The sequence below is a fragment of the Ketogulonicigenium robustum genome (assembly GCF_002117445.1).
In the GTDB taxonomy this organism is placed as follows: domain Bacteria; phylum Pseudomonadota; class Alphaproteobacteria; order Rhodobacterales; family Rhodobacteraceae; genus Ketogulonicigenium; species Ketogulonicigenium robustum.
This window is the reverse complement of the sequence record NZ_CP019937.1, coordinates 1,746,139-1,759,942: the sequence shown is the minus strand read 5'-3', so window position 1 is coordinate 1,759,942 and position 13,804 is coordinate 1,746,139. Positions and strand designations below refer to the sequence as shown.

The following is a 13,804-nucleotide window of genomic DNA, read 5'->3' as shown; positions in this document are numbered from 1 at the left end:
TGCGCGGTTTAAAGCCTGTTGCAGCCTAAAAAAGCAGGACCAGACCATGGCCAAGGACAAGACAAGGGCCCGCCCGCGGGCCGAGACCCCCAAGGGTTTTCGCGATTATTTCGGCGCCGAAGTGACCGAGCGTACCGAGATGCTGCATCAAATCGCGGGTGTCTATCATGCCTATGGTTTTGATGCGCTGGAAACATCGGCGGTTGAAACGGTCGAGGCGCTGGGCAAGTTCCTGCCCGACGTCGACCGCCCGAACGAGGGGGTATTCGGCTGGCAGGACGAGGATGCCGACTGGCTGGCCTTGCGTTATGATCTGACCGCGCCGCTGGCCCGCGTCTACGCACAGTTCCGCAACGATCTGCCGACGCCCTATCGTCGCTATGCGATGGGCCCCGTCTGGCGCAATGAAAAGCCGGGCCCCGGTCGTTTCCGCCAGTTCTATCAATGCGATGCCGACACCGTCGGCGCGCCGTCCGTCGCGGCCGATGCCGAGATTTGCGCCATGCTCTCGGACACGCTGGAAGTTGTCGGTATTCCGCGCGGCGATTACCAGATCAAGGTGAATAACCGCAAAGTCCTGAACGGCGTCATGGAAGTGGCTGGCGTTCTGGACCCGAGCGACCCCGAGAAATTCATGGCCGAGCGGGGCATCGTGCTGCGCGCGATCGACAAGTTCGACCGTTTGGGCGATGCGGGCGTGCGCGCGCTGCTGGGCGCGGGCCGCAAGGACGATTCGGGCGATTTCACCAAGGGCGCGGGCCTGTCGGATGAACAGGCCGAGATTGTCATGGGCTTTATGTTCGCGCGCCGCGATACCGGCGCGGCTACGGTGGCCCGCTTGCGCGAGTTGGTGACAGGTTCCGCCGTTGGCGCGACCGGCGTGGACGAGTTGGAGACGATTGCCGAATTGCTGGACGCGCAGGGCTATGGCCCCGACCGCATTATGATCGACCCTGCCGTTGTGCGCGGCCTTGGCTACTACACCGGCCCCGTTTACGAGGCCGAGCTGACCTTTGAAATTCTGGACGAAAAGGGCCGCCCGCGCCAATTCGGTTCGGTTTCGGGCGGCGGGCGTTATGACGATCTGGTCAAACGCTTTACGGGGCAGGAAGTGCCCGCTACGGGCGTCTCGATTGGTGTCGACCGCCTGCTGGCCGCGCTGCGCGCCAAGGGCCGGATGGGGCAAAAGACCGCGCAAGGCCCTGTCGTCGTAACCGTGATGGACCGTGACCGGATGGCCGACTACCAATCCATCGTGGCCGAATTGCGCCGCGCCGGTATTCGCGCCGAGGTGTATTTGGGCAACCCCAAGCAGTTCGGTAACCAGTTGAAATACGCCGACAAGCGCAACTCGCCCGTCGCCATCATCGAAGGCGGGGACGAGAAAGCGCGCGGCGTCGTGCAGATCAAGGATTTGGTGCTGGGCGCGCAAATCGCGGCCTCGGCCAGCCTTGAGGAATGGAAAGACCGCCCCAGCCAGTACGAGGTGCCCCGCGCCGACATGGTGGCCCGCGTGAAGGCGATCTTGGCAGGTCAGGCATGATGTTCGCAGGCAAAGCCGCCGCGCGGGTCGAGGCGGACCGGATACTGGCCGCCTTTACCGGCGCCGGGGCCGAGGTGGTCGAGACCGCCATCTTGCAGCCCGCCGATGTGCTGCTGGACCTCTATGGCGAAGATATTCGCGCGCGCGCCTATGTGACATCCGACCCGCTGCGGGGTGAGATGATGCTGCGCCCCGATTTTACCGTGCCGCTGGTGCAGATGCACATGGCGGCGGGTGCGGGGCTGGGGCGCTATGCTTATGCGGGCGAGGTGTTCCGCCGGCAGGAAATCAGCGCCGACCGCCCGAACGAATTTATTCAGGTCGGGTTCGAGTTGTTCGGTGACGCTGACGAAGCCGCCGCTGATGCCGAGGTTTACGCCACCATCACCGCCGCTTTGGGCGATCTGCGCTTGCAGGCCGCCATGGGCGATATCGGCATTTTGCTGTCGGCCGTGCGCGCGCTGGAAACCAGTGATGCGCGCAAAGCTGCCCTGCTGCGTCATGTTTGGCGGCCCCGCCGCTTCCGGCTGTTGCTGGACAGGTTTGGCGGGCGTCAGGCGATGCCCGACCACATGCAGGCGCTGCTGGCGCAGGCCGATCCGCTGGCCGGTGCGCCCGCCGCCTTTGGCCTGCGCGGTGCGGACGAGGTCACCGACCGCCTTGATGCGCTGCGCGAAGACGCGCTGACCCCGCCGATTCCGGCCCATCAAATGGCGCTGTTTGACGAGATTCTGGCCGTAGCCGCCCCCGTTCCGCAAGCGTTGGCCGAGTTGCGCGCGATTGCCGCCCGCTTTGACGGCATCGCGGCTGCGGTCGATCGGCTCGCGTTGCGTTTGGATGCGTTGACCGCGCGCGGGGTTGATCTGTCCGAGGTGGCGTTCGAGACGACCTTTGGCCGCACCGCGCTGGAGTATTACGACGGTTTCGTCTTTGGCCTTTATGCCGCTGGGCGTCATTTTCCGCCGGTGGCCACGGGGGGGCGCTATGACGCGCTGACCCGCGTGCTGGGGCAGGGCCGCGCCGTGCCCGCCGTGGGCGGCGTGATTCGCCCCGAAATCATCGTCGGGCTGAAGGGGGCCTAGGGTATGGCACTGAAATTGGGTGTGCCGTCCAAGGGGCGGCTGATGGAAAAGACCTTTGACTGGTTCGGCGCGCGCGGCTTGCGTTTGCGTCGCGCAGGGTCGGATCGCGACTATGCCGCCGTCGCCGAAGGCTTGGGCGGGGTCGAGGTTGTGTTGCTATCTGCGGGCGAGATTCCGCAGGAATTGGCGGCGGGCCGCATCCATCTGGGTGTGACTGGCACCGACGTTCTGCGCGAAAAGGTGGCCAATTGGCCGGCACAGGTCGAGGAATTGGCACCGCTGGGCTTTGGTCATGCCGATCTGATTATCGCCGTGCCCAGCCACTGGGTCGATGTCGAGACGCTTGACGACCTTGATTCGGTTGCCGCCGCCTTTCGCCGCGAGCATGGCTTTCGCCTGCGGATCGCCACCAAGTACCACCGCTTGGTGCGTGAATACATGCAGCTGCATGATATTGCCGACTACCAACTGGTCGACAGCCAAGGCGCGACCGAGGGGACGGTCAAGAACGAGACCGCCGAGGCGATCGCCGACATCACCTCGACCGGCGAGACGTTGCGTGCGAATGGCCTGAAAATCCTGTCCGAGCCGCCGATTCTGGCCAGTCAGGCGACGCTATTCCGCGCCAAGGGGGCGGATTGGACGGATGAGACCCAGCAGACCTATGCGCGATTGCAGGAAATGCTGGATCTGTAAGGGTTAAAAACATGAAAGGCCGCTCACCCGAAGGGAGCGGCCTTGAATTTTTTGAGCTTAAATGCTCGGGCGTGTGGCGCGCGATTAGCGGGCCAGCTTGCCGCTGACGATGGCGTCGATGTCGGCGTGCGTCAGGCCGATGTCAGCCAACTCGTGGTCCGACAGCGACATCAGAGCGATGCGGGTTTGGCGCATTTCGTTCCAAGCAGCGATCCGTTGCACCAAGCGTGCGAAGAAGTTCGAGTTGCCCGAGACATAAGCGGTGTTGATTTGCGTAGCGGCCATGGCCTTGATCCTGTGTTGTGTGTGCAGGCCGATTTGCCTGCGATGGGTGCCGCGCTGCGGCGATGTTGTGTTCCTTTGATGGCGCCGAGATAGTGCGGATCTGTGCAGGCGACTAGTTCTTAAACCGCATAGTTATTATGCACGCCTTGCATATCATCGTGTAAATACTGTGCGAAATTTATACGACACATCACGCTCTGTGATGGGTTGTGGAATCAAAGGCTTGCGGATGGGCCATTTCGCGCCTTGGCCTGTGTTCGCTATTTGTGCTAGTCATCATTCAGGACATAAGACAGGGCGGTGGTATGCGTGTATTGGGGATCGATCCGGGCCTGCGCAACATGGGGTGGGGTGTCATCTCGGTCGAGGGGACGCGGATCAGCCATGTGGCCAACGGGATCTGCCATTCGGCTGGCGATGATTTGGCCGCGCGGCTGTTGTCGCTGCACCATCAGATGACCGCCGTCATTGCCGCCCATGCGCCCGATACCGCCGCGGTCGAGAATACCTTCGTCAACCGCGACGCCGTCGCGACGCTAAAGCTGGGGCAGGCCCGCGCCATTGCGCTGTTGGTCCCCGCGCAGGCGGGGCTGACGGTGGGCGAATACGCCCCCAATGCGGTTAAGAAAGCCATCGTCGGCGTTGGCCATGCCGATAAGGCGCAGGTCGAACATATGGTGCGTTTGCACCTGCCTGGCGTGCAGCTGAAGGGGGTGGACGCCGCCGATGCGCTTGCCATTGCCATCTGCCACGCGCATCACATGCAAAGTGCGGGCCATTTGCAGGCCGCAATTTCACGCGCGCAATCGCGCGATAGCGCAAGGGTGCGGGGATGATTGGCTGGCTGTCTGGGCGCATTATCGAGAAAGAGCTGGATCATATTCTGCTGGATGTGCGGGGCGTCGGCTACATAGTCTATGTCTCGGACAGGGTGCGGACTGCGCTGCCGGGCGTGGGCGAGGAAGCCGCGCTTTATACCGATCTGCTGGTGCGCGAGGATCTGTTGCAGCTGTTCGGCTTTACCTCGCGCGTGGAAAAGGAATGGCATCGCTTGCTGATGGGCGTGCAGGGGGTGGGTGCCAAAGCGGCCCTGGCGATTATGAGCGCGCTGGGCGGTGACGGCCTGTCGCGGGCCATCGCGCTTGGCGATTGGTCCAGCATTGCCAAAGCCAAGGGGATCGGCCCGAAAACAGCGCAGCGCGTCGTGATGGAACTGAAGGGCAAAGCCCCTGCGGTCATGGCGATGGGCGGCGGTCATACTGCCCCATTGGCCGAGGTGATCGAGAATGAGGCACCCGCCACCAAGCCCAGACGCGCGGCAAAACCGGCGGCGGATGCCGTGAACGCGCAGGGTGATGCGCTGTCGGCGCTGGGGAATTTGGGCTACGGGCCATCTGATGCCGCCGCCGCCGTCGCGCAAGCCGCGGGCGAGGCGCCCGACGCCGACAGCGCCGCGCTGATTCGCGCGGCCCTGAAATTGCTGGCCCCCAAGGCCTAAGCGCGAAGGTTTAAGTGATGATCGAATCCGACCCCACCTTGCGCCCCGACCCGCTGCCTGACGATGCGCCCGACCGCGCCTTGCGTCCGCAGGGGTTGGATGAATTCGTGGGGCAGGCCGAGGCGCGGGCGAACTTGCGTATTTTCATCGAAAGCGCGCGCCGCCGTGGCGAGGCGATGGACCACACCCTGTTCCACGGGCCGCCCGGCCTTGGGAAGACCACGCTGGCGCAGATTATGGCGCGCGAATTGGGCGTGGGGTTTCGCATGACATCGGGGCCGGTGTTGGCCAAGCCCGGCGATCTGGCGGCGATTCTGACCAACCTCGAGGCGCGCGATGTGCTGTTTATTGACGAGATCCACCGCCTTTCGCCGGTCGTCGAGGAAGTGCTCTACCCCGCGATGGAGGATTTCGCCCTCGATCTGGTGATCGGCGAGGGGCCGGCTGCGCGGACGGTGCGGATCGATTTGCAGCCCTTTACGCTGGTGGGGGCGACGACGCGGTTGGGCCTGCTGACCACGCCGCTGCGCGACCGTTTTGGGATTCCGACGCGGTTGGAGTTTTATACCATCGAGGAACTGAATCTGATTGTCCGGCGCGGCGCGCGTCTGTTGGGTGTGCCCGCAGACGAAGACGGCGCGCGCGAGATCGCCCGCCGCGCTCGCGGCACGCCGCGCATCGCGGGGCGGTTGCTGCGCCGTGTCGTCGATTTCGCGCTGGTCGAGGGGGATGGTCGCATCACCCGCGAACTGGCCGATATGGCCCTGACGCGACTAGGGGTTGATGATCTGGGGTTGGACGGGGCCGACAGGCGCTATCTGAACATGATCGGCGACACGTTTACCGGGGGGCCGGTAGGGATCGAAACTATCGCCGCTGCGCTGTCGGAAAGCCGCGACGCGATTGAGGAGGTGATCGAGCCTTATCTGCTGCAGCAAGGTTTGATCCAGCGCAGCCCGCGCGGGCGCATGTTGACTTTGGCCGCGTGGCGGCACATCGGGCTGGAACCGCCGCGCCCGCAATCTGATCTGTTTGGCTGATATGACTGACATTGCACCTTTGTTCACCCGTCCCGATGGCACCTATGCTTTTGCCCGCTGGCGTCGCCCGTGGGTGCCGGTGATTTTCGGGTTGGCGGATGAAAGCCTGCCGGTATTCAAAGGCGCGATCGAGGTTGTGGCCGCATTGGCGGGTCACGGTTTTGCGGAAACCGACCCAGATCAGGGCGCGAACTTTATGCTGTTCGTGCTGCGCGATTGGGCGGAACTGGCCGAATCCGCCGAGATCGCCGCGTTGATTCCCGAGTTGGCGGACGTGTTGCCGCGTTTGATTGCGCAAGACGCCGGTGCCTATCGCCTGTTCCGATTCGAACCGGACGGGGCGATTCGCGCCTGTTTCGCATTTTTGCGCATTGGCGCAGATGGCGAGGGCCCCTCGGCCGAGGCGCTGGCGTTGGATCAGGCGGTGCGCGCGGTTTTGCCGTGGGCCGATGGGGCCTTGGCGACGACATTGGCCGAGGCTGGGACAGGGTTGGTCGTGCACCCGCATCTGGCTGGCGTCATTCGCGCCGCCTATGATCCGGTCATGCCCGATGTTGCGCGCGACCCCAGCCATGCGCTGCGGCTGGCCGCGCGCTTGGGGGCTTAGGATGCATCAGTTCCATTGCCGCGTTTACTATGAAGATACGGATATGGCCGGTATCGTCTACTACGCTAACTATTTGAAATTTATCGAGCGTGCACGCAGCGAATGGGTCCGCAGCCTTGGCGTCGACCAGCGCCAGTTGAAGGACGAGGCGGGTGTTGTCTTTGCCGTGCGGCGCATCGAGGCCGACTATCTGGCCCCCGCGCGGTTCGAGGATGAACTGACGGTTACCACAGCGCTGCATGCCGTGACCCCGGCGCGGCTGGTCTTGGATCAAACCGTCAGCCGTGCGGATGCCGCGCTGTTTCAGGCGCGGGTCACCTTGGTGGCGATGGACGGGCGCGGTGCTCCGGTGCGTTTGCCCGCAGCCTTGCGTGCGGCGCTGTAGCGCGGGCTGACATTTGCGCGAATGCCTGCCGGTTTCGCTTTTGTCCATTGGATTGCGGCGCGTCTTTACGCTATATACGAAGGCAAGCTGGCCCGAAGATGGCTGCACCCCGCTGTAAGCAGAGCAGAGACATGGAAATTTCATCCGACCTTACGATGTGGGCGTTGTTCGCCCGCGCGACGCTGATCGTCAAGCTTGTGATGGTCTTGCTGGTAGTGGCCTCTGTCTGGTGTTGGGCGGTCGTTATCGACAAATACATCCAGTACCACCGCGCCAAGGCCGAGGCTGACGCCTTCGACCGCGCGTTCTGGTCGGGCGAACCGCTTGATATGCTGTATCAGCAGATTGGCCCGAACCCCGATGGCGCCAGCCAGCGTATTTTTGCGGCCGGTATGGGTGAATGGCGGCGCAGCCATCGCACTGATGGTGCGCTGATCCCCGGCGCGTTGCAGCGGATTGAACGCGCGATGGATGTGGTTATCGGCAAAGAATCCGAAAAGCTGCAAAAAGGTCTGCCCGTTCTGGCCACCGTCGGCTCGACCGCGCCATTCGTGGGGCTGTTCGGTACTGTCTGGGGCATCATGAACGCCTTTGTGGAAATTGCCGAGCAGCAGAATACCAACCTTGCCGTTGTGGCGCCCGGTATCTCGGAAGCGCTTTTCGCGACGGGGCTGGGGTTGGTTGCGGCTATTCCGGCGGTGATCTTCTTCAACAAATTCTCGACCGATGCCGACCGGATTACGGCGACGCACGAAGTGTTCGCCGATGAATTCGCCACCATCCTTTCGCGCCAATTGGACGCTTGATCGATGGGCGCGGGTGTCATGAAATCGGGTGGCGGCGGGGGCGGTCGGCGTGGACGGCGCCATCGCCGCGGTGGGACGATGTCCGAGATCAACATCACGCCCTTCGTCGACGTGATGTTGGTGCTGCTGATCGTGTTCATGGTGGCGGCCCCGCTGATGACGGTGGGTGTGCCGGTTGAACTGCCCAAGACGGAAGCCTCGGCCCTGCCGATCGAGCAAGAAGAACCGCTGTCCGTCACCATCACCTCGGATGGTTTGGTGATGATCCAGAATACCGAAGTTGCACCTTCGGAACTGGTTGCCCGCCTTCAGGCAATTGCGGGTGAACGCGCCAGCGACCGGATCTATCTGCGCGCCGATGGTGCGAACAGCTGGGATATGGTGGCGCAGGTGATGGGCGCGCTCAATGCGGGCGGGTTCTCGAATATTGGCCTTGTGACCGACACGGGCGGCACCACTTTCGCCCCCGCGTCCGAGTAGAAACGGATCAATCTGGTGGAGCGTCTGGGCTTCAATACAATCGGCGCCAAGGTTTCGGTGGTCGGGCACGTTGGCCTGATCGTCTGGATGGTGTTCGGCCTGCGCTTGGCGTCCGATCCGCTGGAATTCACCTTTCCCGATGTCTCGGTGATTTCGGGCGAGCAGTTCGACCAGATGGTGGCCAACAGCGTCCCGCAGGTGCAAACCGAGGTCGGCCAGACCGAAGCGGCGAGCAGCGAGCCTGTCTCGCCCACCGCGCCGGTGCCGCCCACGCGCCCCGATACCCCGCCGGTCGACGCCCCCGCACCCACACCTAGCGAGGCTGTCCCGACGCCCGAGGCCGCCCCCGAGGCCGTGCCAACCCCCGATCTGGCGCCCCAAGTGACGCAGCCCGCCGTGCCGGTGCCCGATGCGACGCCCACCGCGCCGCAGGTCGCCCCGCAGGTGGTGGAATCGCAGCCGACGCCGCCCGCGCCCGACGCGGGTGCCACAGATGCGGCCGTCGCACCGCGTCCGGTGCCGCGCCCCGCGCAGCGCATCGCCCCCGAGGCTGCGCCTGCGCCCCCCGTTGACGCGCAAACTGCGCCCGAGGTGCAACAGGCGGTCTCGCCCGATGCCGCGACGCCGACCGAGGTGACCGAGGCGCAAGAGCAGACCGCCCCCGAGGAAGCCACGACCCAAACCGTGACAGAGGCTGACCGCCCCGCCGCGGCCCCTGTGAACGTGCCGCGCCCGCAGAACCGCCCGCGCCAGATTGCCACGGCGCCAACGCAAAGCGAGACGACAAGCACGCAATCATCGGCCGCTGCTACGCCGCCCCAGTCGACCGCCGCTGCGCCCAGCACCAGCAACGACGACATCATGGCCGCGCTGAATGCCGCGCAAGATACCCCCGCCGCATCGCCGACCCCGGGCGCCGCCCCGCTGACGGGTGCCGAGCAGGATGCCCTGCGCGTTGCCGTGCAAGGCTGCTGGAGTGTTGATGCTGGCGCAATGTCGGGGCAAGTCACCGTCGCCGTCGCGTTCGAGTTGGACCGTAGCGGGCGCGTGGTTGGCAATCAGGTGCGTCTGGTCGAAAGCAACGGCAGCGGGGCCGCCGAACAGGCCGCCTTCGAGGCCGCGCGACGCGCGATTTTGCGCTGCCAAGGCGACGGATACCGGATGCCTGCTGACAAATACGAGAGTTGGCAGAATATTGTGATGGATTTCGACCCCAGCCAGATGCGGCTGCGGTAACGTGAAATGTAAGGTGCCCGCCATGTGCGCGGGTTAGTGAGGAAACGCAGTATGAACAAGTTCATGGCGCTTGTATTGGCCGCAGCCTTCGCCGGGCCGCTGGCTGCCGTGCCGGTGATGGCGCAGTCTCCGCTGCGGATCACCATCACTCAGGGTGTGATCGAACCGCTGCCGATCGCGGTGCCGACTTTTCAGGCCGAAACCGGTGGTGCGGCTGATGTCGCCAACCAGATCAGCCGTCTTGTCGCGCAGGATCTGGTGAATTCCGGCCTGTTCCGCGAAGTTCCGCCATCGTCCTTTATCAGCCAGCACAGCGTGTTCGATCAGGCCGTAGCCTACCCCGATTGGCGCGCGATCAACGTGCAGGGCCTGATCACCGGTGCCGTGTCGGTTAGTGGTGGTCAGTTGACGGTGAAGTTCCGCCTTTATGACATCTATTCGGGTGTCGAACAGGGGCAGGGGCTGCAGTTCAACGGCAGCGTTCAAGGCTGGCGCCGGATGGCCCACAAGGTCGCGGATGCCGTCTACAGCCGTATTACGGGCGAGACCGGCTATTTCGACAGCCGTGTTGTGTTCGTCTCGGAAAGCGGCCCGAAAAACAACCGCGCCAAGCGCATCGGCATCATGGATTACGACGGCGCGAACGTGCAGTACCTGACCGACGCGAGCGCGCTGGTGATGGCACCGCGCTTCTCGGCGACGGGCGATCGCATCTTGTACACCAGCTACCAGTCTGGCTCGCCGCGGATTAACCTGTTGGACGTGGCCAGCGCCAGCGCGCGCCAACTGCCGACCGAAGCGGGTGAAATGGCGTTCTCGCCGCGGTTCTCGCTGGATGGTGGCAGCGTGATTTATTCGCTGGCCAATGGCGGCAATACCGACATTTTCCGCACCGATATTCGCAATGGCGCCCATACCCGCCTGACCAATGCGCCGTCGATTGAGACATCGCCGTCCTTCTCGCCCGATGGCAGCCGGATCGTGTTCGAGAGTGACCGCTCGGGCGGAAGCCAGCTTTACATCATGTCGTCCAACGGCGGCGAAGCGCAGCGCATTTCGTTCGGCAGTGGCCGCTACGGCACCCCGGTCTGGAGTCCGCGCGGAGACTTGATCGCGTTTACCAAACAAGAGGGTGGTCGTTTTCACATTGGCGTGATGCGCACGGATGGCTCGGAAGAGCGCCTGCTGACATCGTCGTTCCTGGATGAAGGCCCCACATGGGCCCCTAACGGCCGCGTATTGATGTTTACGCGCGAAACGCAGGGCGAAAACGGTGGCCCTTCGATCTATTCGGTTGATATTTCGGGACGCAACTTGCGCCAAGTGGCGACAGGCGGCTTTGCGTCCGACCCCAGCTGGGGCCCGCTGCAGCCGTGATGCGTCTTTGCGGATGGGTGCAGCTATGCTAACCTGTCCGCGCTATCCTTCTTCACGCGGTCGGGAAAGTGCCGCAAAAAAGGTTAACGTTATGAATAAATTCCTGATCGCCGGCCTGATGATTTCGGCCCTTGCCGTGTCTGCTTGTACCCGCCCCGACCGTTTCGCCAATGATGGCAGCGCGAACAGCCCCTATGGTGCGAACGGCGCCTATGGCGCGGGTGGCGTCGGCCAATCGGGTCTGGGCGATGCCAGCGACCCGCGCAGCACCGCGTATTTCGCGCAGACCATTGGTGACCGTGTGCTGTTTGCCGTCGACCAGTCCAGCGTCTCGCCCGAGGCGATGCAGGTGCTGAACGGCCAAGCGCAGTGGCTGTCGACCAACAGCCAGTACGGCATCGTCATCGAAGGTCACGCCGACGAGCAGGGCACGCGCGAATACAACGTGGCCTTGGGCGCGCGCCGCGCCAACTCGGTCCGCGAATACCTGATCTCGCGCGGGATCAGCGCAAACCGCATCCGCACCGTCAGCTACGGTAAAGAGCGCCCGGTTGCGCTGTGTTCGGACCAAAGCTGCTATTCGCAGAACCGCCGCGCCGTGACGGTGATCTCGGCCGGTGGCATCAGCTAGGCCGAAAGGGGCAAGCGATATGTTGCGTTCTGCAGCATTAGCCATGTGTTTGACGGCAGCGCCGTTGGCTGTCGCCGCGCAAGACGCGGCGACACTGGGCGATATTCGCCAGCAGTTGACGGCTTTGTCGGCTGAAGTGTCCAGCCTGCGGTCGGAATTGGCGACCTCGGGCGCGCTGACTAGCGGTGTCGCGGGCAGCACGCCGCTGGCGCGGATGGATTCGATCGAACAAGCGCTGCAACAGGTCACCGCCAAGAGCGAGGAGCTGGAGTACCGCATCAATCGTGTTGTCAGCGATGGCACCAACCGCATCGGCGATCTGGAATTCCGCCTGTGCGAGCTGGAGCCGAACTGCGACATCGGCAGTCTTGGCGCGACGCCGCCGCTGGGTGGCAATGCGCCGTCTGCAACGACACCTTCCCAAACCGCACCGTCTGGCGGGTCCGGCCAAATGGCCGTTGGCGAACAGGCCGATTTCGCGCGGGCGTCGGAGGCGCTCGCGCAAGGTGACTTTCGCACGGCCGCTGACGGTTTTGCGGCCTATGTCACGGCCTACCCGGGTGGGGAACTGACTGCCGAGGCGATGCTGAAGCAGGGCGAGGCGTTGGAAGGCATGGGCCAGCTGAGCGATGCCGCCCGCGCCTATCTGGAAAGCTTCGCCGGTGCGCCTGATGGCGGCACAGCGCCGCAAGCCTTGGTTCGGCTTGGGCAAGCATTGGGGCGTATCGGGCAGGGCGCGGATGCGTGCCTGACGCTGGCCGAAGTCGCAACGCGCTTTCCGGGCGATCCTGCAATCGCCGATGCGCAATCCGCTATGCAAACCTTGAACTGTGGCTGACGAGGCTGGCCTGCGCGCTGTCTCGCGGGCGGCTGCGGATTTTGCGGCCGGCCACAGCGGGCCGATAGGCGTCGCGGTGTCGGGCGGCGGTGATTCGCTGGCGGCGCTGCTGGCGCTGCACGCGGTGGCAGCCGGGCGCGTTTTTGCAGCGACCGTAGACCATGGGCTACGCGCCGCATCGCTGGCGGAAGCCGAGGGTGTGGGTAGGCTGTGCGCGGCGCGTGGCATCCAGCATCAGATATTGTCGTGGAACGCTGACGACGGCGCGGGCAATTTGTCGGCCCGCGCGCGGGCCGCGCGCTATGCCTTGCTGAAGGGTTGGGCGCAGCGCACAGGGATCGCAGCCGTTGTCGTCGCCCACAACCGTGAGGATTTGGCCGAGACATTTTTGATGAATCTGGGGCGCAGCGCGGGCATCGACGGTCTGGCCGCAATGCGCGATAGCTGGACGCAGGGCAGCGTCACCTTCTATCGCCCGTTTTTGGGTTGCAGCCGCACCGCGTTGCGCGCGTGGCTGCAAGCGCAGGGGCAAGCGTGGGTGGATGATCCGAGCAACGCCGACCCGCATTACCAGCGCGTCAAAGTGCGGCAAGTTTTGCCCGCACTGGAACAGGCGGGTATCGATGCGGCCAGCATCGCCAGCACCGCCGCGCATCTGTCGTCTGAACGCGCCGCGCTGGATTGGGCGCTGGGTACGGCTATCGGCGATGCGACGACTGCGGCGGGCGAGGTAGTGGTGCCGCTGGATACCTACCGCAGTCTGCCCGACGCGCTACGCCGCCGCCTGTTGATGCAGGCCGTGGATTGGATCGCGGGTGCAGGCTACCCGCCGCGCGGCGCGGCGCTGTCGGCGGTGGCGCAAGCATTGGCGGATGGGGCGGGGCGCCGCACCTTGGGCGGGTGCGTCTTTTCATCGGGCGCGCGCGTTCTGCGAATCGCACGGGAACCTGCTGCGGTGGCAGCCGGACCGGTCCCGCTCGGCCAAGTTTTCGATGGCAGGTGGGGTGTAGTGACACCCGCGTCTTCGCTGGGCGACGAAGTTATCGCGCCCTTGGGCGCAGCGATTTCGCAATTTCCGGCGTGGCGCCGCAGCGGGTTTTCCCGTGCGGCGCTGATTAGCGGCCCTGCAATCTGGCAAGATGGGCGGATGATTGCCGCCCCATTGTTACAACCAGAGGCGAAATGGACCCTCGAACTGGTGCGCAACTTCAGAATGACGCGGGTTTCGCATTGAACATCGGTTCTGCAGGCTTATCTTAAGCAGCAATTACTGGGCCGGGGCAATTGCGCGCCAAGGCTG

Annotated in this window: 16 protein-coding genes; 15 read left to right on the top strand and 1 reads right to left on the bottom strand. The window is 64.2% G+C overall.

What is annotated here, in order from left to right; all coding sequences use genetic code 11:
• The first annotated feature begins 46 nt into the window (after positions 1 to 46).
• The 3 genes from hisS to hisG are packed head-to-tail and all read left to right on the top strand — an operon-like array spanning position 47 to position 3,321.
• The gene (gene hisS / locus BVG79_RS08725; protein WP_085787334.1) at positions 47 to 1,543 is read left to right on the top strand and encodes a histidine--tRNA ligase; all 1,497 of its coding nucleotides are present in this window, start codon (positions 47 to 49) and stop codon (positions 1,541 to 1,543) included.
• Positions 1,540 to 2,625 (top strand): ATP phosphoribosyltransferase regulatory subunit, encoded by a 1,086-nt coding sequence (locus tag BVG79_RS08720; RefSeq protein WP_085786546.1) that lies wholly within the window; start codon positions 1,540 to 1,542, stop codon positions 2,623 to 2,625. Before hisS ends, BVG79_RS08720 begins: the two co-directional genes overlap by 4 nt.
• A gap of 3 nt (positions 2,626 to 2,628) precedes the next feature.
• Complete coding sequence (hisG, locus tag BVG79_RS08715) at positions 2,629 to 3,321, top strand: ATP phosphoribosyltransferase (RefSeq protein ID WP_085786545.1); 693 nt, start codon at positions 2,629 to 2,631, stop codon at positions 3,319 to 3,321.
• Between the two features lie 84 nt (positions 3,322 to 3,405).
• Here hisG and BVG79_RS08710 read toward each other — a convergent pair whose 3' ends face one another.
• Positions 3,406 to 3,606: a DUF1127 domain-containing protein gene (locus BVG79_RS08710; RefSeq protein WP_085786544.1), complete on the bottom strand. Its 201-nt coding sequence runs from the start codon at positions 3,604 to 3,606 to the stop codon at positions 3,406 to 3,408.
• A gap of 305 nt (positions 3,607 to 3,911) precedes the next feature.
• Here BVG79_RS08710 and ruvC point away from each other — a divergent pair, with 305 nt between their 5' ends.
• The 12 genes from ruvC (at position 3,912) to tilS (ending at position 13,738) form a co-directional block, all read left to right on the top strand.
• Entirely contained in the window at positions 3,912 to 4,442 is a 531-nt protein-coding gene (gene ruvC, locus BVG79_RS08705; protein ID WP_085786543.1) for a crossover junction endodeoxyribonuclease RuvC, read from the top strand.
• Positions 4,439 to 5,104 (top strand): Holliday junction branch migration protein RuvA, encoded by a 666-nt coding sequence (gene ruvA / locus BVG79_RS08700; protein ID WP_085786542.1) that lies wholly within the window; start codon positions 4,439 to 4,441, stop codon positions 5,102 to 5,104. The genes ruvC and ruvA overlap by 4 nt, the downstream gene beginning before the upstream one ends.
• Positions 5,105 to 5,121: 17 nt before the next feature.
• Entirely contained in the window at positions 5,122 to 6,144 is a 1,023-nt protein-coding gene (gene ruvB, locus BVG79_RS08695) for a Holliday junction branch migration DNA helicase RuvB (RefSeq protein WP_085786541.1), read from the top strand.
• A gap of 1 nt (position 6,145) precedes the next feature.
• Entirely contained in the window at positions 6,146 to 6,751 is a 606-nt protein-coding gene (locus tag BVG79_RS08690) for a hypothetical protein (protein ID WP_085786540.1), read from the top strand.
• A 1-nt stretch (position 6,752) separates the two neighbouring features.
• Positions 6,753 to 7,136: a tol-pal system-associated acyl-CoA thioesterase gene (gene ybgC, locus BVG79_RS08685; protein WP_085786539.1), complete on the top strand. Its 384-nt coding sequence runs from the start codon at positions 6,753 to 6,755 to the stop codon at positions 7,134 to 7,136.
• 131 nt (positions 7,137 to 7,267) lie between these two features.
• Complete coding sequence (tolQ, locus tag BVG79_RS08680; RefSeq protein ID WP_157115663.1) at positions 7,268 to 7,942, top strand: protein TolQ; 675 nt, start codon at positions 7,268 to 7,270, stop codon at positions 7,940 to 7,942.
• A gap of 3 nt (positions 7,943 to 7,945) precedes the next feature.
• Positions 7,946 to 8,422, top strand: coding sequence for an ExbD/TolR family protein (locus BVG79_RS08675; RefSeq protein WP_085786537.1), 477 nt, complete (start codon positions 7,946 to 7,948; stop codon positions 8,420 to 8,422).
• A 15-nt stretch (positions 8,423 to 8,437) separates the two neighbouring features.
• Complete coding sequence (locus BVG79_RS08670; protein WP_085786536.1) at positions 8,438 to 9,658, top strand: chemotaxis protein CheA; 1,221 nt, start codon at positions 8,438 to 8,440, stop codon at positions 9,656 to 9,658.
• A gap of 51 nt (positions 9,659 to 9,709) precedes the next feature.
• Positions 9,710 to 11,035, top strand: a complete 1,326-nt coding sequence (gene tolB / locus BVG79_RS08665) for a Tol-Pal system beta propeller repeat protein TolB (protein WP_085786535.1) — start codon at positions 9,710 to 9,712, stop codon at positions 11,033 to 11,035.
• 91 nt (positions 11,036 to 11,126) lie between these two features.
• Positions 11,127 to 11,666 carry a peptidoglycan-associated lipoprotein Pal gene (gene pal / locus BVG79_RS08660; protein ID WP_085786534.1) on the top strand — a complete coding sequence of 180 codons (540 nt, stop codon included), beginning with the start codon at positions 11,127 to 11,129 and terminating at the stop codon, positions 11,664 to 11,666.
• Positions 11,667 to 11,685: 19 nt separating this feature from the next.
• On the top strand, positions 11,686 to 12,504 hold the full coding sequence (gene ybgF / locus BVG79_RS08655) for a tol-pal system protein YbgF (protein ID WP_085786533.1): 819 nt from the start codon (positions 11,686 to 11,688) through the stop codon (positions 12,502 to 12,504).
• Complete coding sequence (gene tilS, locus BVG79_RS08650; RefSeq protein WP_085786532.1) at positions 12,497 to 13,738, top strand: tRNA lysidine(34) synthetase TilS; 1,242 nt, start codon at positions 12,497 to 12,499, stop codon at positions 13,736 to 13,738. The genes ybgF and tilS overlap by 8 nt, the downstream gene beginning before the upstream one ends.
• The last annotated feature ends 66 nt before the right edge of the window (positions 13,739 to 13,804 follow it).

What these genes read in the sequence shown, in the direction of transcription:
- tolB (WP_085786535.1), top strand. Translation starts at nt 9,710, where the DNA reads ATGAACAAGTTCATGGCGCTTGTATTGGCCGCAGCCTTCGCCGGGCCG.
- tolQ (WP_157115663.1), top strand. Translation starts at nt 7,268, where the DNA reads ATGGAAATTTCATCCGACCTTACGATGTGGGCGTTGTTCGCCCGCGCG.
- BVG79_RS08690 (WP_085786540.1), top strand. Translation starts at nt 6,146, where the DNA reads ATGACTGACATTGCACCTTTGTTCACCCGTCCCGATGGCACCTATGCT.
- BVG79_RS08710 (WP_085786544.1), bottom strand. Translation starts at nt 3,606, where the DNA reads ATGGCCGCTACGCAAATCAACACCGCTTATGTCTCGGGCAACTCGAAC.
- BVG79_RS08720 (WP_085786546.1), top strand. Translation starts at nt 1,540, where the DNA reads ATGATGTTCGCAGGCAAAGCCGCCGCGCGGGTCGAGGCGGACCGGATA.
- hisG (WP_085786545.1), top strand. Translation starts at nt 2,629, where the DNA reads ATGGCACTGAAATTGGGTGTGCCGTCCAAGGGGCGGCTGATGGAAAAG.
- ruvC (WP_085786543.1), top strand. Translation starts at nt 3,912, where the DNA reads ATGCGTGTATTGGGGATCGATCCGGGCCTGCGCAACATGGGGTGGGGT.
- BVG79_RS08675 (WP_085786537.1), top strand. Translation starts at nt 7,946, where the DNA reads ATGGGCGCGGGTGTCATGAAATCGGGTGGCGGCGGGGGCGGTCGGCGT.
- ruvA (WP_085786542.1), top strand. Translation starts at nt 4,439, where the DNA reads ATGATTGGCTGGCTGTCTGGGCGCATTATCGAGAAAGAGCTGGATCAT.
- ybgC (WP_085786539.1), top strand. Translation starts at nt 6,753, where the DNA reads ATGCATCAGTTCCATTGCCGCGTTTACTATGAAGATACGGATATGGCC.
- pal (WP_085786534.1), top strand. Translation starts at nt 11,127, where the DNA reads ATGAATAAATTCCTGATCGCCGGCCTGATGATTTCGGCCCTTGCCGTG.
- ybgF (WP_085786533.1), top strand. Translation starts at nt 11,686, where the DNA reads ATGTTGCGTTCTGCAGCATTAGCCATGTGTTTGACGGCAGCGCCGTTG.
- ruvB (WP_085786541.1), top strand. Translation starts at nt 5,122, where the DNA reads ATGATCGAATCCGACCCCACCTTGCGCCCCGACCCGCTGCCTGACGAT.
- hisS (WP_085787334.1), top strand. Translation starts at nt 47, where the DNA reads ATGGCCAAGGACAAGACAAGGGCCCGCCCGCGGGCCGAGACCCCCAAG.